The sequence below is a fragment of the Janibacter limosus genome (assembly GCF_004295485.1).
GTDB lineage: Bacteria > Actinomycetota > Actinomycetes > Actinomycetales > Dermatophilaceae > Janibacter > Janibacter limosus_A.
The window spans coordinates 39,517-63,643 of record NZ_CP036164.1 but is presented as its reverse complement, the minus strand read 5'-3'; the positions used below and the strand labels follow the sequence as shown (position 1 = coordinate 63,643).

General features: G+C 72.8%; 28 protein-coding genes. 12 read left to right on the top strand and 16 right to left on the bottom strand.

The window, feature by feature from the left end; genetic code table 11:
* Window positions 1-29 precede the first annotated feature (29 nt).
* Window positions 30-362: a LuxR family transcriptional regulator gene (locus EXU32_RS00305; RefSeq protein ID WP_130628103.1), complete on the top strand. Its 333-nt coding sequence runs from the start codon at window positions 30-32 to the stop codon at window positions 360-362.
* Between the two features lie 34 nt (window positions 363-396).
* On the opposite strand, the gene EXU32_RS17365 is transcribed toward EXU32_RS00305, so the two are convergent.
* The 3 genes from EXU32_RS17365 to EXU32_RS00290 all read right to left on the bottom strand — a co-directional run bounded on the left by EXU32_RS17365 (window position 397) and on the right by EXU32_RS00290 (window position 4,272).
* Complete coding sequence (locus EXU32_RS17365; protein WP_242612839.1) at window positions 397-1,521, bottom strand: GNAT family N-acetyltransferase; 1,125 nt, start codon at window positions 1,519-1,521, stop codon at window positions 397-399.
* Window positions 1,521-2,228, bottom strand: coding sequence for a spermidine synthase (locus EXU32_RS00295; RefSeq protein WP_130628102.1), 708 nt, complete (start codon window positions 2,226-2,228; stop codon window positions 1,521-1,523). Before EXU32_RS00295 ends, EXU32_RS17365 begins: the two co-directional genes overlap by 1 nt.
* Before the next feature lie 106 nt (window positions 2,229-2,334).
* Complete coding sequence (locus tag EXU32_RS00290; RefSeq protein WP_130628101.1) at window positions 2,335-4,272, bottom strand: hypothetical protein; 1,938 nt, start codon at window positions 4,270-4,272, stop codon at window positions 2,335-2,337.
* 243 nt (window positions 4,273-4,515) lie between these two features.
* On the opposite strand from EXU32_RS00290, the gene EXU32_RS00285 reads away from it, so the two are divergent.
* The 5 genes from EXU32_RS00285 (at window position 4,516) to EXU32_RS00265 (ending at window position 8,495) form a co-directional block, all read left to right on the top strand.
* A complete protein-coding gene (locus EXU32_RS00285) occupies window positions 4,516-5,400 on the top strand; it encodes a CHAD domain-containing protein (protein WP_165399522.1) in 885 nt (294 codons plus the stop codon).
* Window positions 5,401-5,439: 39 nt separating this feature from the next.
* Window positions 5,440-6,033 (top strand): mismatch-specific DNA-glycosylase, encoded by a 594-nt coding sequence (locus EXU32_RS00280; RefSeq protein ID WP_130628099.1) that lies wholly within the window; start codon window positions 5,440-5,442, stop codon window positions 6,031-6,033.
* 68 nt (window positions 6,034-6,101) lie between these two features.
* Complete coding sequence (locus EXU32_RS00275) at window positions 6,102-7,466, top strand: TrkH family potassium uptake protein (RefSeq protein WP_207233850.1); 1,365 nt, start codon at window positions 6,102-6,104, stop codon at window positions 7,464-7,466.
* Window positions 7,459-7,866, top strand: coding sequence for a potassium channel family protein (locus EXU32_RS00270; RefSeq protein WP_130628098.1), 408 nt, complete (start codon window positions 7,459-7,461; stop codon window positions 7,864-7,866). The genes EXU32_RS00275 and EXU32_RS00270 overlap by 8 nt, the downstream gene beginning before the upstream one ends.
* Before the next feature lie 98 nt (window positions 7,867-7,964).
* Complete coding sequence (locus tag EXU32_RS00265) at window positions 7,965-8,495, top strand: GNAT family N-acetyltransferase (protein ID WP_130628097.1); 531 nt, start codon at window positions 7,965-7,967, stop codon at window positions 8,493-8,495.
* Here the strand turns inward: EXU32_RS00265 and EXU32_RS00260 are convergent.
* The 4 genes from EXU32_RS00260 to EXU32_RS00245 are packed head-to-tail and all read right to left on the bottom strand — an operon-like array spanning window position 8,467 to window position 10,524.
* Window positions 8,467-9,111, bottom strand: coding sequence for an RsmD family RNA methyltransferase (locus EXU32_RS00260; protein WP_130628096.1), 645 nt, complete (start codon window positions 9,109-9,111; stop codon window positions 8,467-8,469). The genes EXU32_RS00265 and EXU32_RS00260 overlap by 29 nt on opposite strands.
* A complete protein-coding gene (locus tag EXU32_RS00255) occupies window positions 9,111-9,320 on the bottom strand; it encodes a CDGSH iron-sulfur domain-containing protein (RefSeq protein WP_130628095.1) in 210 nt (69 codons plus the stop codon). The genes EXU32_RS00260 and EXU32_RS00255 overlap by 1 nt, the downstream gene beginning before the upstream one ends.
* On the bottom strand, window positions 9,317-10,306 hold the full coding sequence (locus EXU32_RS00250) for an iron-containing redox enzyme family protein (protein ID WP_130628094.1): 990 nt from the start codon (window positions 10,304-10,306) through the stop codon (window positions 9,317-9,319). Before EXU32_RS00250 ends, EXU32_RS00255 begins: the two co-directional genes overlap by 4 nt.
* Window positions 10,303-10,524: a hypothetical protein gene (locus EXU32_RS00245; protein ID WP_130628093.1), complete on the bottom strand. Its 222-nt coding sequence runs from the start codon at window positions 10,522-10,524 to the stop codon at window positions 10,303-10,305. Before EXU32_RS00245 ends, EXU32_RS00250 begins: the two co-directional genes overlap by 4 nt.
* Before the next feature lie 76 nt (window positions 10,525-10,600).
* On the opposite strand from EXU32_RS00245, the gene EXU32_RS00240 reads away from it, so the two are divergent.
* The 4 genes from EXU32_RS00240 to hrpB all read left to right on the top strand — a co-directional run bounded on the left by EXU32_RS00240 (window position 10,601) and on the right by hrpB (window position 16,036).
* Window positions 10,601-11,419, top strand: coding sequence for an SDR family NAD(P)-dependent oxidoreductase (locus EXU32_RS00240; protein WP_130628092.1), 819 nt, complete (start codon window positions 10,601-10,603; stop codon window positions 11,417-11,419).
* On the top strand, window positions 11,416-11,964 hold the full coding sequence (locus EXU32_RS00235) for a DUF1697 domain-containing protein (protein WP_130628091.1): 549 nt from the start codon (window positions 11,416-11,418) through the stop codon (window positions 11,962-11,964). The genes EXU32_RS00240 and EXU32_RS00235 overlap by 4 nt, the downstream gene beginning before the upstream one ends.
* A 46-nt stretch (window positions 11,965-12,010) precedes the next feature.
* Window positions 12,011-13,336, top strand: coding sequence for a threonine/serine ThrE exporter family protein (locus tag EXU32_RS00230; protein ID WP_165399521.1), 1,326 nt, complete (start codon window positions 12,011-12,013; stop codon window positions 13,334-13,336).
* Between the two features lie 87 nt (window positions 13,337-13,423).
* Complete coding sequence (hrpB, locus tag EXU32_RS00225; protein ID WP_130628089.1) at window positions 13,424-16,036, top strand: ATP-dependent helicase HrpB; 2,613 nt, start codon at window positions 13,424-13,426, stop codon at window positions 16,034-16,036.
* Window position 16,037: 1 nt separating this feature from the next.
* On the opposite strand, the gene EXU32_RS00220 is transcribed toward hrpB, so the two are convergent.
* The 4 genes from EXU32_RS00220 to EXU32_RS00205 are packed head-to-tail and all read right to left on the bottom strand — an operon-like array spanning window position 16,038 to window position 18,791.
* A complete protein-coding gene (locus EXU32_RS00220; RefSeq protein WP_130628088.1) occupies window positions 16,038-16,397 on the bottom strand; it encodes a VOC family protein in 360 nt (119 codons plus the stop codon).
* A 28-nt stretch (window positions 16,398-16,425) separates the two neighbouring features.
* Window positions 16,426-16,869: an SRPBCC family protein gene (locus tag EXU32_RS00215; protein WP_130628087.1), complete on the bottom strand. Its 444-nt coding sequence runs from the start codon at window positions 16,867-16,869 to the stop codon at window positions 16,426-16,428.
* Window positions 16,866-17,756 carry an NAD(+)/NADH kinase gene (locus tag EXU32_RS00210; RefSeq protein ID WP_130628086.1) on the bottom strand — a complete coding sequence of 297 codons (891 nt, stop codon included), beginning with the start codon at window positions 17,754-17,756 and terminating at the stop codon, window positions 16,866-16,868. The genes EXU32_RS00215 and EXU32_RS00210 overlap by 4 nt, the downstream gene beginning before the upstream one ends.
* Before the next feature lie 3 nt (window positions 17,757-17,759).
* On the bottom strand, window positions 17,760-18,791 hold the full coding sequence (locus EXU32_RS00205) for an SPFH domain-containing protein (RefSeq protein ID WP_130628085.1): 1,032 nt from the start codon (window positions 18,789-18,791) through the stop codon (window positions 17,760-17,762).
* 95 nt (window positions 18,792-18,886) lie between these two features.
* On the opposite strand from EXU32_RS00205, the gene EXU32_RS00200 reads away from it, so the two are divergent.
* Window positions 18,887-19,555, top strand: coding sequence for an NUDIX hydrolase (locus EXU32_RS00200; protein WP_130628084.1), 669 nt, complete (start codon window positions 18,887-18,889; stop codon window positions 19,553-19,555).
* Here EXU32_RS00200 and EXU32_RS00195 read toward each other — a convergent pair.
* The 5 genes from EXU32_RS00195 to EXU32_RS00175 all read right to left on the bottom strand — a co-directional run bounded on the left by EXU32_RS00195 (window position 19,545) and on the right by EXU32_RS00175 (window position 23,128).
* A complete protein-coding gene (locus tag EXU32_RS00195; RefSeq protein ID WP_130628083.1) occupies window positions 19,545-19,889 on the bottom strand; it encodes a hypothetical protein in 345 nt (114 codons plus the stop codon). The two genes, EXU32_RS00200 and EXU32_RS00195, sit on opposite strands and share 11 nt — an antisense overlap.
* Window positions 19,890-19,987: 98 nt before the next feature.
* Window positions 19,988-20,488, bottom strand: coding sequence for a mycothiol transferase (locus EXU32_RS00190; protein ID WP_130628082.1), 501 nt, complete (start codon window positions 20,486-20,488; stop codon window positions 19,988-19,990).
* Window positions 20,488-21,192 (bottom strand): DsbA family oxidoreductase, encoded by a 705-nt coding sequence (locus tag EXU32_RS00185; RefSeq protein ID WP_130628081.1) that lies wholly within the window; start codon window positions 21,190-21,192, stop codon window positions 20,488-20,490. The genes EXU32_RS00190 and EXU32_RS00185 overlap by 1 nt, the downstream gene beginning before the upstream one ends.
* Before the next feature lie 29 nt (window positions 21,193-21,221).
* Window positions 21,222-22,427: an MFS transporter gene (locus EXU32_RS00180; protein WP_130628080.1), complete on the bottom strand. Its 1,206-nt coding sequence runs from the start codon at window positions 22,425-22,427 to the stop codon at window positions 21,222-21,224.
* Window positions 22,424-23,128 carry a DUF1361 domain-containing protein gene (locus EXU32_RS00175; protein WP_130628079.1) on the bottom strand — a complete coding sequence of 235 codons (705 nt, stop codon included), beginning with the start codon at window positions 23,126-23,128 and terminating at the stop codon, window positions 22,424-22,426. The genes EXU32_RS00180 and EXU32_RS00175 overlap by 4 nt, the downstream gene beginning before the upstream one ends.
* Before the next feature lie 400 nt (window positions 23,129-23,528).
* On the opposite strand from EXU32_RS00175, the gene EXU32_RS00170 reads away from it, so the two are divergent.
* Window positions 23,529-24,113, top strand: a complete 585-nt coding sequence (locus EXU32_RS00170) for a DinB family protein (RefSeq protein ID WP_130628078.1) — start codon at window positions 23,529-23,531, stop codon at window positions 24,111-24,113.
* Window positions 24,114-24,127 lie beyond the last annotated feature (14 nt).

The window sequence follows — 24,127 nt, the reverse complement described above, 5'->3', positions numbered from 1 at the left end:
AGGACATACCCACGCAGGAAGAGGAACCCATGAACAAAGAGTCCCTGACCGCACTGGTGCAGGAGCACCTGGAGATCGCGTCGACCGCATCGAGCGGCCGCAGCGCCCACACGATCTACGGGGGGCACGAGCGCAGCCTTCGCCAGACGCTCATCGCGCTCCGCGCCGGATCGACCCTGGACGAGCACGAGAGCCCGGGCGAGGCGACACTCCAGGTCCTGCACGGTCACGTTGCGCTGGTCGCAGGCGACAGCAGGTCGACGGGCACGCTCGGCGACCTGATGCCGATCCCCGACGCTCGGCATGCTCTCGAGGCGATCGAGGACTCCGCCGTGCTGCTGACGGTGGCTGTCCGCCACTGATCCAGCACCAGGCCGACGCTGCGGGCCGGTACCCCTACCGCCGATCAGGAGTGGGGGGTGCGCCGTCAGCGCCACGCCCGCCACTCACCTCGACGTCCACGTGGGCGAAGCCTCTGACGAGAACCGCCAGCTGCGTCAGATCAAGGTCGACCGGCGAAGGGAGCCGCACGGTGACGGTGGTCCCGGTGCGGCCGGTCGGAGGGAGCTCCCGCAGCTCCGCCTGCGGGGTTCCGAATCTGTACTCCTGGGACCAAGCCCCAGAGGTTCGCCAGTTGTCGTGCAGGAGGGAGGGGCTCGCCGCCGACACGGTGCTCATCCCTCGCCGAGGCAGCCCGTCCGGCAGGAGCACGGGATCCTCCTCGTCGAAGAACCGCACGTCCCGGGTGGCCATGATCGGCTTGCGCACGACCCTGCCCTCGGCGTCGCGCCGGGTGTCCGTCCCACGACCGTCGTCGGCCACCTGGATCTCGTCACCGCGCACGACCACGCGCACGCACCCGCGACGCCCGGCGGCCTCCGCCTCGTCGTCCGCGTAGGCGAGCACCTCCAGCACGAGGTGCAGGGCCATCGCATCACCGAGCGACTCTGCCGCCTGCCGCGCCTTGGCCAGGTGCTCGACGTCGACATCCACGGACCAGTCGTGCGTGGTGATGCCCCAGATGTCGCGGTCACCGTCGTCGAGCCGCCGCGCCATGAAGACGTCGTCCACGGGGCGGCCGTCGAGCACGAACTCCCCACGCAGGACACCCTCGACGACGAAGCCGCACCTCTCGTACAGGCGCCGCGCCCGGGCATTGGGCCCGAGGACGCGCAGCGAGACCTTGAGTGCCCCTCGGCGCGCGGACTCCTCCACGGCCGCCTCGACGAGGTGGGGGGCCACCCCTTCGCGCTGGTGGGAGGGGTCGACGGCCAGGCCGTTGATCTCCATGACGTGCGACCGCGACGGAGGATGCAGGACGCTGCGCAGCTTGACGTAGCCGACGACGGTCCCGCCCACCTCTGCGACGAGTACGTCTGCGGGAGAGGTGCGCTCGTCGAAGAAGTCGTAGGTGTCGACCTGAGGCGCGGGCACCGGAGAGGTCTCGCTCGTCCACGTCACCAGGTCGATCCGGGCAAGGGCCTCGGCGTCCTCGAAGACCGCCTGACGCACCGCGACCATCAGACCGAGACGTAGACGGTGTTGCTCGACTCACCGCCGGTGAGGAAGTTGGCGAAGGTCACCACGTGCGCGTCCACCTGGCCGAAGACCTGCCGCAGCAGGGTCATGAAGTCCTCGTCCGGCGGGTCGTCGGACCACAGCGCGAAGACGCCGTCGGTGCGCAGGTGCGCCTTGAGCCGCCGCAGCCCGTCCACGGAGTAGAAGGGGGCGTGGTCGGGGTGCAGCAGGTGGTGCGGCGTGTGGTCGATGTCGAGCAGCACCGCGTCGAAGGTGCGGCCCGGAGCCTGCGGGTCGAAGCCCTCGGACGAGCCCGCGAGCTCGAAGAAGTTCGCCAGGAGCAGCCGCGTGCGCTCGTCCCGCACCACGGCCGGGGCGTCCGGCAGCAGCTCTCGCTCGTGCCAGTCGATGACCTCGGGCATGGCGTCGACGACGATCATCGAGCGCACCCGGCCGTCCTCGAGCGCGGCACGCGCGGTGCACCCGAGCCCGAGGCCGCCGACGACGACGTCGAGGGACTCCCCCTTCGCCTGCGCCAGGCCGAGGCGCGCCAGCTCGATCTCGGCCACGGTGAAGAGGCTCGACATGAGGAACTCGTCGCCGAGCTTGACCTCGTAGACGTCGACCTCGAGCGTCGGCTCGACCCTGCGGCGCAGGCTGATCTCACCTCGTGGGGTCTCGCTCCAGGCCAGCTCTTCGAATCGTCGCATCGGCACAGTCTGCCTCGTAACCACGCAGGGCCACGCGCACGCAACGGCGGCGTCGACTGGGACCAGCCCGGCCACCGTCAATGTGTACGTCATCAGCCATGACCCGCTACGCGTCCGGCTGGTCCTCCAGCAGACGGTCCCTGTGCCCCATGATCGCCGCTCGAGCGGATCCCACCAGCAGATCGGGGCTACCAAGAGAGACGCCCAGATGGTCTTGCGGGAGCACCGCAGCCCGCATCAGGGTCCCGGCCCGGGAGCTGGGTGTGCTCTTGACGCCGAAGGCGCGCAACAACTCGCCCGTGCGCACCGGCGCTGGGAGGTGGCCGACCAGCTCATTGCCGCGACCGACGATCCACGCGACGGCCACAGCAGTGGTCCGGGCGCTCGCGCGACGCCGCAGTGCACTCGCATCCCTGGTGGCGACCTGCGTCAGGAACCGGCGGCACGCGGTGCGGAACTCGACGTCCAGGACGGCATCGCCCAGATCCAGCTGTCCGCCTCCCACTCGCTCGAGACCCGCGACGAGGGCGGCATCGATCTCCTGCATCTGCTCGATCACATCGTCCGGGGCCGCATCGAGATCGAGCTGCTCGAGCGGGAGCGGCTCCGAGTCCAGGTCCTGCAGCTCCGTGTTCCCGCCGACGCGCTGGGCGAGCAGGGCCAGCTCAAACACGCCGGCGTCGCCGCTGCTCAGCGCGATATCGACCAGCGCCTCCGACCGCATCACGCGCGCCAGGGGATCGGACCGCCGGCTCGGCAGCTCGGTCAACAGGGGCGTCATCATCAACCTGACGGCCTCCGTCAGGTCCGGATCGACCTCGGTGATGTGGTGCGCCCAAGCCACCAGCGCCGGAAGCACCACGGTGACCTCGTCCACCATCTCCGGCGGGATGAGCGGGTCCGTCGGTAGGACGTCTTCGAGCACCCCTCGCACCACGTCAGGATCCCAGACCAAGGGATCGTCGGTGAGATCCGCGGAGAGGACCATGAGGTAGCGCACCAGCATGGCGGCCCGGGAGCCCTGCTCGAGGTCGGCTGCCTGCGGTGACGACAGGAAGAGCTCCGCCAGATCCGTGCCGTCCTCATCGATCCACGGCGGATCCTCGCCCCAGTCGAACTCGTCGTCGAGTGCGAACTCAGCGGCCTCATCCCATGGAATCGAATCGTCGTCGTCCCAGTCGTCCCAGTCGGCCCCGAAGCCCCCGAGGCCGCCCGCACGCAGTGCCCCCGGGCCCTGGCCGACGAGCCACCCGCGCTGGTCATACCCTTCGCCGCCCTCGGGCAGCAGCGACAGCACGAACTCGACGAAGGGCCGCAGCATCGGCCACTGGTCGCCTTCCTCCGGCTTCTTGGCCACGTCGGGACGGATGCCGGCGAGAGCGTGCTCCAGGGACGCGCGCGTCTGCGCCGGATCGAGCGTCCGTACAGCGTCGGCGAAGTCATACCCCTCGACCGCCAGGATCTGCGTGTAGCGCTCCTGCACCTGGTCCAGCCGCTCACCCATGACGAAGGCGTCCTTGAGGTACAGGTGGGGGAATCTGGCGACATAGGCAAGCAGGGTCGCCCGCACGCCGCCCGGCAGGGTCAGCTCCACCAGATGGTTGTCACCGCCCCCATCGCCGAACACCTGAGTCCCCGTGACCCTCGCCTGGCTCAGCCCGGTGACCTCCGGTGGGATGGGCTGGCGCCGGGACGTGAGGGCGCGCCGGGAGCGGCCACGCAACAGATCGTCCCGGCTCATCGCTGCAACCATGTGGAGGAGCGCGGTCGTCTCGGCGACGTCGACGTCGATGAAGCTCTGCAGCAGATCGACACCGTCGGGCAACTGGGCGCTCAGCTCGCCGGGCTCCTCCAGCACGGTCACGATGGGGGCGGCGGTGACCCAGAACGCCGTCGGATCGGCTGCCCGGAGCCCCTGACGCAAGGGACCGATGAGCGGCCCGAGCTCCGCGGGCTCCCGTCGAGGCGATGACTGCCCGCGACTGGGCCGGGTTGCGGTGCGGTGCGGACCGCGCTGCTTGCGGTTGCGATGCTGCTTGGCCATGGATCCATCTCACCAGAAGATGCATGACGTGGGCGAGGGCTCCGTCGTGAGTGTGCCGACGGCGACCGGCGGCGTCGGCCTCACGACACTCATGACCCGACGAGGTCCACGCTGTCGACCCACATCGCCGCGGCCGCCTCGGGTGTACGCGCCAGCTCCGAGGGGGAGCTCGTCGCCGGGCCCGATCACCCTCGGCCACCCCTCGCCCTGACGGGTCGCCGCGTCTACGGTGAGGTGATGGTCATGGACCTCGGCTCCGCGTTGGCGCGGACGACCGGGGCGGAGGCTGACTCCCTCCGCGCCCGGGACGCGTTGGTGCGCGAGGACGCCCCCGACTCCGTCCACCAGATGCGCGTGTCCGCCCGGCGGCTGCGCTCGGTGCTCCAGGTCTACGCCCCGCTGCTCGCGGAGGCGCCTCGCCGGGAGGTGGCCGACACCCTCCGCGAGCTCGGTCGGCACCTGTCGGTCACGCGGGATGCCGAGGTGCTGCGCGAGCTGCTGGAGCAGCGACTCGACGCCCTGCCGGCCCCCGCCGCCGAGCTCGTCAGCACCCCGGTGGTCGCGCGGCTGCGCCGCACCGCCGGGCGCAGGCACGCCAAGGCCCGCACCGAGCTCCTCCGTCACCTCGCGACACCTGACCACGCCGAGGACCTCGACCGGGTGGCCCGGTATGCCCAGCACCCTCCCCTGGCCCGGGGGCTCACCTCGGCGGATCACGCGGACGCGGCGGCGACGTTGACCCCCTTCGCCCTGGAGCGGATGCGCGACGTGCGCGACGACGTCGCTGACCTCCTCGGGCGCCGGGGGGCGGAGGGCCGGGTCCTGCGGCTGCACGAGCTGCGCAAGGAGGCCAAGCGGGTGCGCTACGCCGTGGCGGCCGTCGAGGACGCCACCGGCCTGCCGCTCGGTCACTCAGTGGGTGCCGCGCTGCGCGACGTGGAGCGGCTCCAGACCGCCCTCGGCAAGCACCGGGACTCCGTGCTCCTCACGGACCGTCTGCTGCGCAGCGCCGAGCAGGCCCGGGCGAAGGGAGAGGACACCCTCGGCTACGGGGTGCTCATCGCGCGCGAGCTCGAGCTCCAGCGGCGGCTGCTGCGGCGGATCCGCCGACGTCACCGCGACCTCTGACCTGGCGATGTGGACCCGCCGGCGTCGTAGCGTGTGGCCATGGCGGACACCCGAAGCACACCCACCCGCGCCGAGCTCGAGTCCTTCCGGGACGCCGAGGTGCCGGACCTGCTCCCTGAGCGGGGGCAGGTCCTGCGGCTGCTCTTCGTCGGCATCAACCCCGGGCTGTGGACCGCCGCGACCCAGACCCACTTCGCCCACCCCGGCAACCGCTTCTACCCCGCCCTGCTCCGGGCGGGGATCATCGAGCGGCGGATCGACCCGTCGGCGGGCATGACCGACGAGGACCGGTCCGACCTGCGGGCCCGGGGCATCGGCGTCACCAACATCGTGCGGCGGGCGACGGCCCGCGCCGACGAGCTGACGCCCGCGGAGCTGCGCGAGGGCGGCGAGCGTCTGCGGGCCACCGTGCGCGGGGCCCGACCGACGGTGGTGGCCGTGGCAGGGATCACCGCCTACCGGAGCGCCTTCGGTGCGCGCTCGGCGCGGGTCGGCGAGCAGGCCGAAGGCTTCGAGGGGGCCCGGCTGTGGGTCGTCCCCAACCCCAGCGGACTCAACGCTCACGAGACGGTGCAGTCCCTCGCCCTGGCCTACGCCGAGCCCGCCCGGGCGGCGGGCCTGCTCGACGACTGACGACCCTCCCTTCGCCCGCCTGGTCGCGGCCAGGCCGACGGGCCGAGATCGGAGTAGCGTCCCACCCCGTGGGTCAGGACTCGGCGAGCGCGCACCTCCTCAACCGCCTCGTGGCAAACCCGTCACGGACGGTCATGCTCGGGTTCGCCAGCACCATCCTGCTGGGCACGCTGGTGCTGATGACTCCCTTCGCCTCGCAGTCGCGCGAGGCAACCGACCCGCTCACCGCGCTCTTCACCGCGACCTCCGCCACCTGCGTCACCGGCCTGGTCACCGTCGACACGGGTGGCCACTGGTCGACCTTCGGCGAGCTGGTCATCCTCGGGCTGATCCAGGTCGGCGGCCTCGGGATCATGTCGGTCGCGACGCTCCTCGTGATGCTCGTCGGACGCCGGCTCACCGCCTCGGCCGAGGTGCTGACGGGCGCGGAGGCCCGCTCGATCGCCGACCGCACCCCGGGCCAGGTGCTCCTCGGCGTCGTGCGCTTCACCCTGGCCGTCGAGCTTGTCATGGCCCTCGTCCTCATCGTGCGGCTGCGGGTGGCCTACCACTCCGACTGGGGGTCGGCCGTCTACTCGGGCGTCTTCCACGCGATCTCGGCCTTCAACAACGCCGGCTTCGGGCTGCTGCCCGACAGCGCGGTGCAGTGGGCCGAGGACCCGTGGATGTCCGTGCCCCTCATGCTGTCGGTCATGATCGGCGGCCTCGGTTTCCCCGTCTGGTGGGAGCTGCTGCGGCACTGGCGCCGCCCCTACGCCCGCTGGACGGTCCACGCGACCATCACCATCTGGGGCTCGGTCGTCCTCTGGGTCGCCGGCACCGTGCTCTTCGCCGCCTTCGAGTGGGACAACAAGAGCACGCTCGGGCCGATGGGGACGGGTGGCAAGATCCTCGCGGCGACCTTCCAGTCGGTCGTCGCCCGCACCGCGGGCTTCAACAGCGTCGACATCGGCGCCCTCCGCCAGGAGAGCCTGCTGCTGCTCGACGGCCTGATGTTCATCGGTGGCGGCAGCGCAGGCACCGCTGGCGGCGTCAAGGTGGCGACCTTCGCCATCCTGGGCTTCGTCATCTGGGCCGAGCTGCGCGGTGAACCCACCGTCCGGGTCCTCAACCGACGCCTCTCCCCTGCCAACATGCGCCAGGCCCTCACCGTCGCGCTGCTGGCGACCGGCATGGTCGTGGCGGCGACGGGCGCACTCATGGTACTCACCCCCTTCCGCCTCGACGTCGTGCTCTTCGAGGTGATCTCGGCCTTCGCCACCGTCGGCATGTCGACGGGGATCACCGCGGACATCCCCGCTGCGGGGCAGGTCATCCTCGTCGTCATGATGTTCCTCGGCCGCATCGGGCCGATCACGCTGGGCGCCGCCCTGGCGCTGCGCAACCGACCTCGACGCTACGAGGTCCCGGAGGAGAGGGTCCTCGTTGGCTAGGTACGACGTCGCCGTCATCGGGCTGGGCCGGTTCGGCTCGACCCTCGCCCTGCGCCTGGTCGAGGAGGGGCGACGCGTGCTCGGCGTCGACGCCGACGAGGCCGTGGTGAGCTCGCTCGCCGAGGACATCGAGCACCTCGCGGTCGCCGAGGCCCACGACGAGGAGACCCTGCGCCAGCTCGACATCCGGCCCGACACGCTGGTCGTGCTCGGCATGACGAGCGTCGCCCCCTCCCTGATGATCGCCACGGCCCTCGCCGAGCTCCAGGTGCGCGAGGTGTGGGCCAAGGCGGGCTCGCGCCAGCACGTCGAGGCGCTCACCCGGCTGGGAGTCGCCCGGATCATCCAGCCCGAGCGCGAGGCCGGACTGGCGATGGCCGCCGAGGTGCTGCGCCGCTGACGTCCGGTCGCGCGCCCGCTCAGCGCACGAGCTCACGCTCTGGTGGGGCGTCCACCGGGCCCGCCCGGTCAGGACCCGCCGTCGGCGATGATGAGCGGGTGAGTCTCACCATCCGTCCCCGTGTCGACACCGACCTACCGGCCCTGGGCCGTGCCCTCGTCGAGCAGCAGAGCCAGTCCGGCTACCCGCACCGTGACCCGCTGCCCATGGCGCCGGAGGACTTCGTCGCGCGTGCCGGGGCGCTCGCCACGTGGACGGCCGAGCTCGACGGCGTGCCGGTCGGGCACGTCGCCACCCTGCCGGTGCTCGACCCCGCGGTGAGCCGCGAGCCGGAGCTGGCTCGACTGTGGGCGGCCGGCCACGGCCTGCCGGCGGAGCGGCTCGGTGAGGTCGGGGTGTACTTCACCGCGACGCACGTGCGCGGCCAGGGTGTCGGCGCCGCCCTCATGCGCGCTGCCCTCGACGACCTCGAGAACCGCGACCTGGCACCGTGCCTCGACGTCGTCCCGACCGGCGGGGCGGCCGGCCTCTACCGGCGCACCGGGTGGCTCGAGGTCGGGACGACCCGCCCCAGCTGGCTGCACGACGACTCCCCCGACGTCATCGCGATGGTCCTGCCGCGCAGCTGACCTGATCAGCACCGGCCGGCACCAGTCGCGCCAGCACGCCACGTGGGTACTCCCGCACCTCGACCACGACCAGACCTGCCGGCAGGTCCAGTGCGCCCACCTGCTCGAGCGTGCCCAGCTGCAGCAGCGCGGCACCCCACGGCAGGAGATGCTGCGCGATGACCTCGACGCACTGCCGGGCGACGGTGAGCCCGTCGTCCCCGCCGTCGATCGCGCCGCGCGGGTCCTCGGGGAACCGGCCGATGCCGGACGTGGGCACCCACGGCGGGTCGGCGATGACCAGGGCGAAGCACTCGTCCTGGTCCACCACCCGGGAGAGCTCCCCGCATCGGACCTCGACGCGAGACGCCATGCCGAGCCGCTCCGCGTTGTCGCGGATCATGTCCGCGGCCACCGTCTCGCGGTCGACGGCGACGAGCCGACGCCCGCTCTGGCGCAGGGCGGCGAGACCGATGTGTCCCGCCCCCGCGCACAGCTCGAGCACCGGGCCCTCCGGCAGCTGCGGCAGCAGGTCGGCGGCCCACGCGGACTGCTCCTGCGTCCACGCCCTCGGCGTCAGGAGCCGGTCGTCGGTCTCGAGGTGCAGGCCGGCGAAGGTGAACACGGAGCGCGCCATCAGCCCGCTCCCTTCGCCGCGACGACCTTGTGGGTGCCGTCGCACCACGGGGCCCGCCCGCTCATGCCGCAGGCGCAGACGGCCACGACCGGCCTGGTGACCTCGTGCTCCGCCCCGCCCGCGTCGCGCACGACGTCGGCACCCCGGACGAGCACGGGACCACCCGGGCACAGCTGCACGGACACCTCGGGCCGCGCGGGAGGTCTCATGCCGGCACCTGCTCGGCCGCGCCGGCCTGCCAGAGGTCCAGCTGCTCCCGACCGGCGAGCGCGTCGAGCTCGAGGCAGGCGGCGACGCCCAGCAGGACGTCCGCGCGCAGCTCGGGCTCGGCCGCGACCATCGGGACGCAGATTCCGTGCACCGCCAGCTGCTCGTGCACCGCGTCCGCCTCGACGTGCTCGTCGTAGTAGGCGGCGACGGCGTCGGGCAGCCCGAGCCGGCGCGCGCCGGCGGCGATCCGCCGGCAGGGCACCGAGCTCGTCGACTCGAAGGCAGCGAGGTGGCCCATCGCCGCGCCCCGCCAGCGACGATGCAGCCCGAAGATCGACATCGTCGTGCTCACCGCGAGGGTGCTCGCCCGGGCCTGATCGAGATGGGCCCCGTAGGACGGGTCCAGGCCGCAGGCCTGCAGGGCCTGCGCGAAGAGCAGCGAGTGCAGCCCGGCAGGGCGGCCAGCCCCGAACTCGTCGTACTGGAGCTCGGCGAGCGCCACCTTGGCCGGCCCGTCGAGCCGCGGTACGACGAAGGCCTGCGGATCTGACTCCTTGAGGTGGTAGATGCTGCGCTGGCGCAGGAAGTCGCGGAACTGCTCCTCGTCGGCCCGGCGAGCCAGGAAGTCCGCGACCGACGGGCCGTCGTCCTGCGCGAGCAGCGTGGCGATCTGCCGGGCCAGGTCCTCGTCCGGGTCGACGAGCGCCAGCCGGTCACGGACCAGCTCGCGGAGCGCCGCGAGGTGCGCCTCCTCGAGCTCACGCCGCACCCGGATGACCTGCGGGTCCCACTCGAGCTCCGGGTCGACCCCTCGGAGCCCGCGGTGGTGCAGCTCGAGCAGCAGCCACAGCGCCAGCTGGGCGTCCTCGTCCAGGATCACGTCGTCGCCGGTGCGCAGGGGTGCGAGCGAGTGCGCCTCGCCGCGCAGCATCGCCAGGACGAGCTCGCTGAGCGGGCCGCGGGCCCTGGGCAGCGGGGCGCTCACGGCGACTCCTCGCCGAGGCTGTGCTCGACGGACTCCTCGACGTCGCCCTCCTCCGGCGAGATCCTGGCCTCGGCGACGCTCTGGTCCTCCTGGTCGGCCACATCACCGGGCGGGACGCCCTCGCTCTGCTGGTAGGCCTCGTCCTGGTCGCTCTCGCGCAGGTTGTTGGTCTCGGAGACCTGCCCGCCGTCGCGGCCCTCGTCCGTCCGGTCACGCATGACCCACTCCTCTCGCTCGGGTCCCTCTCCATACCCGCGGCCCGCAGAGGCAATCGCGAGCGAGCAGACTGGGGTCATGGCTCCCGCACCCGGCCCCCGCGCCGTCCTCGTCACCGGCGCCGCGCGCGGCATCGGCCGCGCCGTCGCCATGGCCTTCGCGCAGCAGGGCGATCGCGTGGCGGTCCACGTGCGCTCCGCGGTGGACGAAGGCGGTGTCCTGAGGAGCGACGGAGGAGCCTCGAAGGGGAGGGGCACGCTCGCTGCCCTCCCGGGGACCGGCCACGCCCTCGTCGTCGCCGACCTCGGCGACGCGGACCAGGCGGCGCGGTTGCCGTCGGACGCGGAGGAGGCGCTCGGCGAGCCCGTCACCGTGCTCGTCAACAACGCCGGCATCGCCACGAGCACCGCGCTGGCCCATCCTCCGGCCACCACGGACTCCGCGACGTGGCAACGCCATTGGGAGACGTACCTGCGGGTCAACACCCTCGGGCCGTCGCTGGTCACCCATGCGATGACCCGCCGACTGGTCGAGCTCGGGCTGCCGGGCCGGGTCATCAGCATCGGGACCCGCGGGGTGCACAAGGGCGAGCCGGACTTCCCGGCCTATGCCGCGAGCAAGGCGGCGCTGCACGCCATGGACGCATCCCTCGCTGTCGCGCTGGCCCCTCACGGCATCGCCGTGGCGACCGTCGCTCCCGGGTTCATCGAGACCGAGCGGGTCGCCGACAAGCTCGCCTCCCCGGCCGGCGACGAGATCCGGGCGGGCTCCCCCTTCGGTCGGGTCGGTCGTCCCGAGGAGGTGGCCTCGGCGGTGCTGTGGCTCGCCTCCCCCGAGGCGGTCTGGGCCTCCGGGGCGACGCTCGACCTCAACGGCGCGTCCCACCTGCGGCCGTGAACCGCTACGTCGCGCTCCTGCGCGGGATCGCCCCGGCCCTGCCCAACAACAGCAATGTCCAGCTGCGCGGGGTGATCGAGGGGCTCGGCCACGAGCGGGTGGAGTCGGTCCTGGCGAGCGGCAACATCCTCTTCCGCAGCGAGCAGACCGATGTGCCGCGGCTCGAGCGGACCATCCAGGAGGCGCTGGTCGCTGACCTCGGCATCGGTGGCGGCACGATCATCCGTGAGCTCGGCGAGCTGCAGGCACTCATCGACAGCGACCCCTTCCCCGGGCTGACGCACGGCCGCGGCAGCTACCTCGTCGCGACCTTCCTCAAGGACGGCGCCGGGCAGCCGGCCGACCTGCCCGCAGACCCCGACCCGCGGATGCGCCTGGTCCGCTTCGACGAGCCGGCCCGAGCCTTCCTCGCGGTCATCGACAACAGCGAACCGGGCAAGACCCCGGACTTCATGCGGTGGCTCGAGCGCACCCACGGCAAGGACATCACCACCCGCACCTGGCTGACGGTCCAGCGCATCGCCACCAAGCTCGCACTGCCCTAGGGCAATGCAGACGAGCGGTCGCGCACCGGGTGGGAGGATCGACGTCGTGCCGACGCCCCCGACCCCGCCCCAGCCGGACGAGGCCCAGCAGACTCGACGCCTGCTCGCCTGGATGGGCTCCGGGCTGCTCGCGGGAGGCATGCCGGTGCACGAGGTCGAGGAGGACGTGCGGGAGGCCGCCGCGGCCCTGGGCCATGACGGCATCGAGGTCGCCGCCTCGCCGACGGGCCTGTGGGTGACGCTCGCGAGCGGTGAGCCGGCCACCTTCGAGGCGGTCGACGGCGGCGTGCGGCTGGACCAGCTCGCCGAGGTGACGGCAGTGCACGCCGCGCTGACGGCCGGGACCCTCCCTGCCGCCGAGGCCCTCCAGCGGCTGTCCGTCCTGCGCCAGCGCCCGCACCGTTACCCCGCCTACGGGGTGCCTCTCGGGTCCTTCCTCGTGGCGGTCGGCATCGCGCTGGTGCTTGCCCCCGCGTGGTCCTCCATCGTCTTCGCCGCCGTCATCAGCCAGGTCGTCGCCGGGCTCGTCCTGCTCGGCGGCCGGACCCTCTTCGTCGGGCCGTTGCTGCCCTTCCTCGCTGCCTTCACCTCGTCGGCCGCCGCCTTCGCCCTCGCCGAGCGCGGGCTCGTCGACGCCCCGCTGTGGACCCTCGTGCCGCCCATCGCCGTGCTGCTGCCGGGCTCGCTCATCGTCACCGGGCTCACCGAGCTGTCGGCCGGCGCGATGATGGCGGGCACCGGGCGGCTGGCCTACGGCGGCACCCAGATGCTGCTGGCGGCACTCGGCGTCGGCGCCGCGGTGGCCGTGCTCGGCGTCCCGCTGTCGAGCCTCGACGGCGCCCGACCCGAGGGCCTGGGCTGGTGGGTGGCCCTCGTCGGCCTCGTCCTCATCGCGGTGGGCATCACCCTCCTCGAGTCGGTGCCGCCCTCCCTCGTGCCCGCGCTGCTCGTCACGGTCCTCGCGACCTTCGTCGCCCAGTCGATCGGCAACCTCGCCGGCGAAGGCCCCTGGGTCGGTGCCTTCGTCGGGGCCTGCGCCGCGAGCCTCACCGCGACGCTCATCGAGTTCGTCCGGCCCCAGGTGCCGCGCGTCGTGGCCTTCCTGCCGAGCTTCTGGCTGCTCGTGCCCGGGTCCCTCGGCCTGGTGTCCGTCGCCCAGATCGAGTCCTCGCCGACGGCCGGCGTGCTCGCGGCCGTCGAGGTGCTCGTCATCGTCGCGTCCATCGCCCTCGGCGTGCTCGTCGGCGCCGGCCTGGCCCACCCCCTTCGCTCCATGACGACCCGCCTCAGCCCGACCCGACGGGCCTTCGTCCGACAGCTCGCCCGTCGCCCCGCCCGTGGTCCACGCCGGCCCGGCCCGCCGACCAGCTGATGCACAGGAGACCACCGTGCTCACGACCCTGACGACCGAGCGCCGCGAAGACGACACGACGACGCGGCTCTTCGTCCTGGAGCGTCGATGATCTGGGACCTCGCGAGGATCGGCGCCGGCCTCCCCTTCGCCGACGCGCTGCCGGAGCTCACGGCCGCCCTGACCGCCCACGGGGTCGCCGTCGTCCAGGCACCGCCGGGCTCGGGCAAGACGACCCTGGCGCCACCGCTCGTCGCCAGCCACGTCGACGGTCGGGTGGTCGTGACCGGGCCGCGCCGGGTCACGGTCCGCGCCGCCGCCCGCCGCCTCGCGCAGCTCACCGGCACCCCGCTGGGTGAGCTCGCCGGGTACACCGTCCGCGGCGAGCGCCACGTGCAGCCCGGCACCCGGGTCGAGTTCGTGACTCCCGGCGTGCTCGTGCGCCGCCTCCTCGCCGACCCCGAGCTCAGCGGGACCGCGGCCGTCGTCCTCGACGAGGTCCACGAGCGCGGGCTCGACTCCGACCTCCTCCTCGGGATGCTCGCCGAGGTGCGCCAGCTGCGCGACCTGCCGCTCGTCGCCATGTCGGCGACCCTCGACGCCCCGGCGATCGCCCGCCTGCTCGGCGACGCCCCCGTCGTCGACAGCGAGGGCGCGCTGCACCCGCTCGAGACCCTCTGGGCACCCGCCCCCGGCCCGCGGACCGACGCGCGCGGTGTGACCCGCGAGTTCCTCGACCACGTCGCGAGGACCACCGCGCACCACCATGACGAAGGGAGTGACACGCTCGTCTTCGTCCCCGGCGCCCGCGAGGTCGACCGGGTCGTCGAGCAGGTCCGCGGCCTCGTCCCGGGCGCCGAGGTCCTGCCGCTGCACGGCCGCCTCGCTCCGCGCGAGCAGGACCGCGCGACCGGTGAGGGCCGTGGTGATTCGTCACGAATCATCGTCTCCACCGACCTCGCCGAGTCCTCGCTCACCGTCCCCGGCGTGCGGCTGGTCGTCGACGCCTGCCTCTCGCGCGAGCCTCGCCGCGACGCCGCACGCGACATGTCGGGCCTGGTCACCGTGCAGGCCTCACGCGCCTCGATGACGCAGCGAGCCGGCCGCGCCGCCCGCCTCGGCCCGGGGCGGGCCGTGCGCCTCGTCGAGGAGGCGGCGTGGTCGCGAGCGCCCGAGCACGTCACCCCGCAGATCACGACGGCCGACCTCACCGAGACGGCGCTGACGCTCGCGGCGTGGGGATCGCCGCGGGGTGAGGGCCTCCCGCTGCTCACCCCTCCCCCGCCCACCGCCATCGCGGCGGCCGAGGCCGGGCTGCAGGCGCTCGGGCTGCTCGACGACGCCGGCCGGATCACCCCGGACGGCGAGGCCGCGGCGCGGGTTCCCGCCGACCCTCGCCTGGCGCGAGCGCTGCTCGACGGGTCGCGTCTCGTCGGGTCGCAGGCCGCGGCCGAGGTGGTCGCGGCCCTGGCCGGGGATCTGCGCAGCGACGACGGCGATCTCGACCGGCTCATGGCGGACCTGCGCTCCGGGCGCGCCGGTGAGTCCGCCCGGTGGCGCCGCGAGGTCGACCGGCTGGTGCGGTTGCTCCCGTCGGTCTCGGAGAGCGACGCGCACGACCTCAAGGAAATGCGCACACATGCGCACGACCTCAAGGAAATGCGCACCCATGCGCACGACCTCAAGGAGATGCGTACACATGCGCACGACCTCAAGGACATGCGGGCTCGTCCGGGCGCGACCGGCCTCGTCGCGGCCCTGGCCCATCCCGGGCGCATCGCCCGTCGGGTGGGCGACGGACCCACCTACCTCCTCGCCTCGGGGACGCGGGCCGCGCTGCCGGCGGGCAGCCCCCTTCGCCACCACGAGTGGGTCGTCGTCGCCGACGTCGCCCGCGCCGACGGTCGGGTTGCGGCCGGGACCGGTGCGGTCATCCGGCTGGCCGCCGGCCTCGCCCGCGAGGAGGCCGAGACCGCCGGCGCCGGCCTGCGGGTGCGAGAGGTCCGCGCCGACCTGGGCGACGGGAGGGTCACCGCCCGCGAGGTCGACGCCATCGGTGCCATCGAGCTGAGCTCGACCCCGGTCCGCGCCGATGCGGCGACCGGTGCCGGGGCCGTGCGCCGCGCCCTCAAGACCCAGGGCCTCGGCCTGCTGTCGTGGTCGCCCGCCGCCGACGGGCTCCGCCGACGCCTGGCGGCACTGCACCACCACCTCGGCACACCGTGGCCCGACGTCTCCGACGAGGCGCTGGCCGTCCGCCTCGACGAGTGGCTCGGCCCGGAGCTGCGGCGCATCGCGACAGGGACGCCGGTCGGGAGGGTCGACCTGACCGACCCCCTTCGTCGTCTGCTGCCGTGGCCCGAGGCGACCCGGCTCGACGAGCTGGCACCCGAGCGCCTGCCCGTCCCCAGCGGGTCACGCATCACGATCACCTGGCCGCCGCACGACGAGCCTTCTGCCGCACCGGTGCTCGCGGTCAAGCTGCAGGAGTGCTTCGGCCTGGCCGCGACCCCGCGGCTCGTCGACGGTCGGGTCCCCGTGCTCTTCCACCTGCTGTCGCCGGCGCGGCGGCCGCTGGCGGTGACCGACGACCTCGCGTCCTTCTGGTCCGGCCCCTACACGCAGGTGCGCGCCGAGATGCGCGGTCGCTACCCGCGGCACCCGTGGCCCGAGGACCCGTGGAGCGCCCCGGCGACCGCGCGGACCAAGCGACGCTCCTGACTCATCGCCGGTCAGTGATCCGCAGGTAGTACCCGTCGGGGTCGTGCACGCGGAAGTCGGTCAGCCCCCACTCCCGGTCCTGCAGGTCCTCGGCGAGCTCGATGCCGGCTGCCACGAGGCGGTCCCTCTCGGCGCGCACGTCGTCGACGCCGAGGACGATCTCGGTGCCGGTCGGGACCGCTCGGTGCTCGCTCGGCTGGGCGTGCGACTGCACCATCCCGATGCGCACCTCGTCCCTGACGATCGAGGCGTAGGGCGGGCCCTCCTTGCGTCCGACGACCTCGAAGCCCAATGCCGTGTAGAACGCCAGCGAGGCCTCGATGTCGGCCGGGAAGATCTCGATCCGCAGTGTCATGCCCATGCCCACGACGCTGCCACTCCGCCGGGAGTCAGTCCAGCAAAGTGCGCAGCACCCGGCGATATCCGGGCGCGGCGGCGCGGGCGGCGAGCCCCTCCGCCCACGACAGACGCGAAGGGAGCCACGGCAGCGCCACGTCCTGGCGCCAGGTGATCTGCGTCTTGCCCCCTCTGGAGGGGGCGAAGGTGGCCTCGATCCGGCCGGCGATGAGGGCTCCGGTCTTGGTCACGACGGCACGGCCCCCACTCGCGCTCGGCGGCTCCCAGACCAACACCCGCATCGTGTCGTCGAAGCCGAGCGGCCCGAGGGCGGTGCGGCCGGTGAAGCCGACGCCCTCACCCAGCGCGAGGGCCGGGGGGTCGAGCGCGACCGTCGTCAGGGGGATCACGGCGGTGTGGCGCTCGAGGTCCCACAGCCGCGCCCACGCGACCTGCGGCTCCAACTCGGTCTCGACCCGCACGACGAATTCGCTCATGCGACCACGGTACGCAGCACCTCGGGCGCCCGACGCACCACGACCCGCTGCCCCCAGCCCAGGGTCAGCCGGTCCTGCTCCATGCCGTCGCCGAAGACCACCAGGCCCTCCGACTCGACGTCGATGGCGAGCTCCTCCTGCGCGGCCATCGCCCCGGCGACGAGGTCGGCACCCGTGCTCGGCGAGGGCCAGGGCTCGCGGACGAACCACGACAACCGGGGCGAGGTCGGCTCCGGCAGCGACAGGTCCGGCGCCTGGATGCGCTGCAGCGAGGCGCACCACCCCGTCGACCCGGTGCCGGTCCCGACGATCACGCCCGACGAGGACTGCCGCTCGACCCGGCCACCGACCTGCAGCGAGTAGCGCGCCGACTGGTGCCCAGCCTGCCCGACGAAGACCTCGTTGAGCGCCAGCAGGCGCTGGCCGTCGTCGGCGACGGCCTCGACCATGGTGCGATCGAGGGTGCGGGCTCCCCCCTTCGCCACGAGCGGCAGGAGCCCTGCCACGGCAGACGCGGCGTGGGTCACGAGGACCCCGGCGTTGACCCCCGCCCGTGGGTCGACACCGATCACCGGCTGGCCGCGCAGGTACTTGGCGACGTTGGCGACCAGCCCGTCCGGGCCGACGGCGACGACGACGTCGCCCGGCTCGAAGACGAAGCGGGCCAGCTCGGCCCGCTCCACCGTGGCCCGGCGCCAGTCGGCAGGGATCGCCGCGCCCACCGTGGCGAGCGCGACCTCGAGCGCCTCGTGGCCGGCGTCCACCTCGGCGAGCGCCCGCCCCCGTGTCTCGAGGACGAATCCGACCTGGCCCCGAGTGCCGTGCCGGGCGATCAGCTCGGTGTACTCGCTCGCCCGGTGGGCGACGACGACCCGTGGGGTGCCCATCGCTCAGAGCTCCTCTCGCGCCGTCGTCGTGGCCGGAGGCTGGCCGACGGCCAGCCGACCCAGCACGCTGCTCACGACGTCGGGCGTCAGGACGAGCTGGTCGATGTCGGGCAGGTTGCCCGCCAGCTCGCGCAGCGCCAGGGCCATGAGCACCTGCGGCGCCACCTCCGACTGGGCTGCCAGACGGGCCCGCTCGGCCTGGGCCTCTGCGGCCCCCATGGCCTCGGTCGCCTCGGCGCTGGCCCTCGCGAGCGAGACGGTGCGCTCACCCTCGGCAGCGACCGTGACCCGGTCGGCGGCGGCGCTGTCCTGTGCCTCGCGCACCCGGTTGGCGCCCCGCTGGGCGATGAGCTCCTCCTCGCGGCGGGCCAGGTCGATCTGGTTGGTCAGCTCGTTCTCCCCGATCGCGGCCTCGCGCTCGACCGCGACGGCCCGACGCTCGAAGGTCGCCTTGTCCGCCTCCTGCTGGATCTGCTCGCGCGACGGGAGCTGCAGGGCCCGCTCGACGTCCGGGTCGGCCCGCAGCACGTCGAAGCGGACGGCGACGACGGCGATGCCGAGGTCGGCCAGTCGCGGGTCGGCGGTGAGCCGCTGGATGACCCGTCCGGCCAGGTCTGCCGGGTCACTCATGAGGATCTGGGCCAGGGGCCGTCCGGTGAGCCCGGCTGTGATCGCGTCGGCGGCAGCTCCGTGGACCGTGGCGCCGACGACCTCGAGGGGACGGCCGAGCCAGGCTCCTCCCTTCGCGTCGATCCCGAAGTCGACCCGGGCGGCCGCGGTCGCCGGCTGGGCGATGCGGTAGGTGACGACGCCGGGCACGTTGACCTCCTGCAGGTCGCTGGCGCGCACCTTGACCAGGACGGCCTGCTCGCGGTCGTCGACGGGCACCTCGCTGAGCACGGCGGGCAGCCGGCGGAACCAGAAGGAGCTGCCGACCCCTTCGTGCTTGAGGGTGCCGTGGGCGAGGTGCTGGACATAGCTCGTGGCCGGGGTCCGCAGGTGGGTGACGAAGGGATAGCTGGTGATGGTTGCCATGGTGACGCGCCTCCTCGGGTTGTTTGCGTCATGTTGACGATAACCCTGTCGAGCGCTAAATGTCAATCTGACGATAAGCGCGCTAGGCTGCTCCCATGACCGCATCACTCATGGCCGTCACCGTCGACCTGGCGATCCTCACGGTCCGCTCCGGCGAGCTGTGCGTCCTGCTCGTGCGAAGGGGGGTTCCCCCCTTCGTCGGCGACTGGGCCCTGCCGGGTGGTTACGTGCTCCCGGACGAGGACCTGCGGTCAGCGGCCGACCGGGAGCTGCGGGAGGAGACCGGCCTGACCGACCTCCACCTCGAGCAGCTGGCGACCTATGGCGCGCCCGGCCGCGACCCGAGGGGCCGGACGGTGACGGTCGCGCACCTGGCGCTCACCCCGGACGCTGCCGCGCCGGCGGCCGGCACCGATGCTGCCGACGCCCGGTGGTGGCCGGTCGCGGACGCCCTCGACCTGGACCTGGCCTTCGACCACGACGAGATCCTGCGCGACGGGGTCGAGCGCGCGCGGGCCAAGCTCGAGTACAGCTCGCTGGGCGCAGCCTTCTGCCCGCCGGAGTTCACCGTCAGCCAGCTGCGGGAGGTCTACGAGGCGGTGTGGGGCGAGCGGCTGGACCCGCGCAACTTCCACCGCAAGGTGACCAAGACCCCCGGTTTTCTGGAGGAGACCGGCGCGACGTCGAGCGCTGAGCCGGGGCGGCCGGCCAAGCTCTACCGGCGCGGTCCGGTCGAGCAGCTCAACCCGCCGATCACGCGCTGAGCAGATTGCGCGGCGGACGTCGGCGCTTTGCAGTCCTCCGGCCGACGGCAGTGCCAGCGAGTCCCAGCACGAGGCCGGGGATGAAGAGCATGCCCACCGAGGCCAGCGCAAGGACGATGAAGGGCACCTCGATGAGCACCAGGAGCCACGACCACCCGGAGCCCCGCGTCGCGGCCACCGCGCCGGCGACAGCGAGCACCGTGATCGGCAGGATCATGGTGGCCAAGCGTGCGTTGGGGTCGTCAGCAGCCACCGAGACCGACACTGCGAGGGCGACGGCGGACAGCACCGCGCCAGACCAGACGAGCACTTGCGCCACCAGAGACCTGTCCATGACCAACACCCCTCGGCTCGGACCACTCCCACCTACCGTGCTCCCAGCATGGCCCTGATCGGTCGCCGCGTCGAGGGTGCTGCGGCGGCGGCCCGCCGTCAGTCGAGCAGCCCGCGCACGTAGGCAGCCTGGCCGATGTGCTGGGTGTCGTCGTTGATCACGCTGACGATGCGCACGCCGAGCGTGACGGGCGGGTCCCACGAGGTGTCGACGACCCGGTCGAGGTCCTCTGCCGAGAGCCCACCCACCCAGGCGAGGGTCTGCTTGTGCACCGCCTCGACGTACCGGGCGAGCAGCTCGGCGGGGGCCCGGACCTTGCCCACCTGCGCGGAGGTGTGCCCGTAGCCGGTGTCGTCCTCGTCGATGTCGAGGTCGAAGTGCTCGATGAACCCCCGTGCGGCCCAGACCTGCTGGAGCCCGGCGGCATCGGCGAGGTGCTCGTCCTGGACTCGGTAGGCGTGCCAGACCAGCCAGGCGATGGAGTTGGCGTCCGGGGCGACCCGGTGGGCCAGCTGCTCCTCACTCAGCCCGTCGATGGCAGCGAGCGCGCCCTCGCGCACCCGCTCGAAGGAGTCGATGAGCAGCTCGGACGGTGTCATCAGATCGCGCACCCGTCGGGCCCGCAGGCGTCGGCATCCTGCGCACCGTCGACGACCTGGAGCGCGGGGGCCTGCTCGGCCAGCGCCTTGTCGAGGACCTCGCGGAAGACCTCGGGCGGCTGGGCCCCGGAGACGGCGTACTTCATGTCCACGACGACGAAGGGGACGCCCGTCACCCCGATCTGGCGGGCCATGTCGATGTCGGACGCGACGGCAGCCTTGTACCGGCCGTCGTCGAGGGCCGCGCGGACCTCCCCTTCGTCCAGACCGGCGTCGACGCCGACCCGCACCAGCTGGTCGAGGTCACCGATGTCCATGCCGTGCTCGAAGTGCCCGGACAGCAGCGCCTCCTTGACCGCGTCGGCGAGGCCGCGCTCCTTGGCCAGGTGGAGCAGCTCGTGCGCCCGCGCGGAGTTGGCGACGACGAGCGTGTCGAAGTCGTAGGCGAGGCCTTCGCCGGCGGCCTGCTCGGTGACGTGGCCGAACATCTGGCGGACCTGCTCCTGCGGCATCCCCTTGCGGGTCGCGAGGTACTCGATCTCGGTGCCGTCGTAGTGCTCGGGCAGCGTCGGGTCGAGCTGGTAGCTGTGCCAGGTCACGTCGATCTCGTCGCGGCGCGGGTGGTCGGCCAGGGCGGTCTCGAGGCGGCGCTTGCCGATGTAGCACCACGGGCAGGCGATGTCGGACCAGATGTCGATCTTCATACCGGGGCCAACACGCGAGGCCGTCGGGATCATCCCGGGTGGACGACCAAGGTCTCCCGGGAGCGCAGCCACGGGATGATCGCGAGCGCCGAGATGAGCCCGCTCAGGGCGAAGGCCCACTCCCAGCCGGCGTTGTCCGCGACGAGCCCGACCAAGACGGGGCCGCCGATGCCTCCGGCGTCCTGGCACATCTGGAAGGCCGCGAGGACCTTGCCCCCGGAGCGGCCATTGCCGATGACGTCGGCGACGGTCGCCTGCTGGGCGGGGTTGAGCAGGCCGGACCCCACGCCGAGGGCTGCCGTCAGCACGAGGATCATCACCAGTCCGCCGGCCAGCCCCATGGTCCCCATCGAGACCGCGCTGAGGGCCAGGCCGATGATGATCGGGCGGCGGCGTCCGATGGAGTCAGCCAGTCGCCCGGAGTACTGCAGGGTCAGGGCAGTCGTCGCGGCACCCACGGCGAGCGCGACACCCGCGGCCCAGGTCTCCCCCACGATCGCGACGGCGAAGAGCGGCAAGATCGCCACCCGCACCCCGAAGTTGGTCCAGCCGTTGGCGAAGGCGGAGACCATCGCCGAGCGATAGGCACTGTCCTGCAGCGCCTCCTTGACGGTCATCGGCGGCAGGGCACCGTCGACCGGGATGTGACGAAGGGGGGTCCCCCGCAGCATGAGCCCGACGAGCCCGGCTGCGATGAGCAGGGCGACGCCGTAGACGACGAAGGGGACGCGCATCCCCAGCTCGCCGAGCGCGCCGCCGATGACGGGCCCGATGACGCCACCGATGAGGAAGGCGCTGCCGTACATCGACGAGACGCGGCCGCGGATGAGCGGCGGTGCCAGGCGCACCAGGAGGGCCATGGCCGAGACGGTGAACATCGTCGAGCCGATGCCGCCGAGCGAGCGGAAGATCAGCAGCTGCCAGTAGCTCTGCGCGAAGGCCGAGGCGCCGGTCGACAGCGCGACGATGACCAGGCCGATCAGGTAGACCGGCCGCTCACCCAGACGGGTGACGAGCGAGCCCCCGGCGGGGGCGAAGAGCAGGCGGAAGAAGGCGAAGGCCGAGACGATGACTGACGCTGCGGTCACGCCGACGTCGAAGCTCTGCGCGAACTGCGGCAGGACCGGGGAGATCAGCCCGAAGCCGATCGCGATGACGAAGGCCGCCGCGACGAGGACCTTGATCTCGGTCGGGATGGGCGGCCGATCCTGCTCGGGGAGGGCCTGGGTAGTCACCCGCCGTACTGTGCCACCCCGGTCCGACGACCGCCCGCGAGGGCCCGGCCCAGGCCCCACGTCGCGAGGTAGGACAGGACCAACCCGCCCGTCATGAGCACCCCGAACTGCAGGAGGAAGGGGTTGCCCAGCGGGTCGGCGAGCCGGTAGGCGATGACCTCGAGCAGCCCGTGCGGGTTGGTGAGGATGTCCCAGGAGTTGAAGCGCGGGAAGCGCCCCAGGTAGATCCCGATCGACGACAACGTCAGTGACCCGATGGCGAGCGCCCACCCGGCGACCCGACCCACGCGGGCCTCGACGACGTGGTGGACGAGCAGGAGGGAGGCCAGCCCGAGCAGCAGCCCCGTCCCGGCGAAGGACCCGATGAGCAGCGCGTCGAACCATCGCGGCGCCCCCGGGATCGCGCCGAGGTGGATGAAGTCGGTGAGGATGTACGGCGCATTGGGCAGGAAGGCCAGCCACCCGACGCCGATGACCCCCAGCAGCCAGCCCGACGCCCGGGCCCGGTGCAACCCGGTCATGACCAGCGCCAGCACGTAGGGGACCCAGGCGAGGAAGAGGTTCCAGAAGAGGAAGGCGAAGACCGGCGCGCCCGCCCGCTCGGCCCGCACGTCCTGCAGCCCGGCCGCGACCAGCGTGCCCGCCACGAGGACCAGGGTGAGCCCCGTGAGCCAACGCCCGGGGTGCGAGATCTGTGCCATCTGACAGACCGTAGGCCCCGCACCTTGGCAGACGCTGGGCGCCAGCCGCCCGATCCCTGAGGAGCTTGCGCCGCGCCCGACCGCACGCTCCCTGAGGAGGTTGCGCAGCAACCGTCTCGAAGGGAGAGTCCCCCGGCCCGAGGAAGCACCGACGGTGACGAGCGGACGACGAGGAGGGTTGGCGCAGCATCAAGCCGAAGTCGGGCACGACAACGTGCCCACGAGATGACGAAGGACTTCGGCAGCGCGCCGACCGTCCCCGTCGGGAGCGGGCCACAGACCTGCTCGTCGGGAGCGGCCGGCACCTCCTCCCTTCGAGACGGCCGCGGGCGGCCTCCTCAGGGAACGAGGGGCACGTCAGAGCCAAGCGGCTGTCGCACCCCGGTGGCAGGGTGGACTCATGACGGACCTCAAGACGCACCTGCACACCTATCTCAAGGCGCAGCGGGCGGCGTTGCTGCTCAAGCTCGACGGGCTGAGCGAGCGTGATGCCCGGCTGCCGAGGACACCGACCGGGACCAACCTGCTGGGTCTGGTCAAGCATGCGGCGGCATGCGAGCTGGGGTACTTCGGGGAGACCTTTGGCCGGCCGAGCGACCTGGTGCTTCCCTGGGAGATCGAGGGCGTCGACCCGGACGACAACGAGGACATGTTCGCGACCGAGACCGAGTCGATGGCCGACGTGCTCGCCTGGTCACAGGCCTGCTTCGACCACGCCGACGCGACGATCGAGGCGCTGCCGCTCGATGCGCCGGGGACGGTCGCGTGGTGGCCGCCGGAGCGCAACCGCGTCACGCTGGGCCAGATCATCATCCACATGGCCCTCGACGAGGCCCGTCACGCCGGGCACGCCGACATCCTGCGCGAGCAGCTCGACGGCCGGGTCGGCCTGCGCTCCGAGGGCAACAACCTGCCCGAGTGGGACGAGGAGCGCTGGGCCGAGTACGTCGGGCGCCTCACCCGCATTGCCGATCGGCACGGCTGAGGCAGGATCGCCCC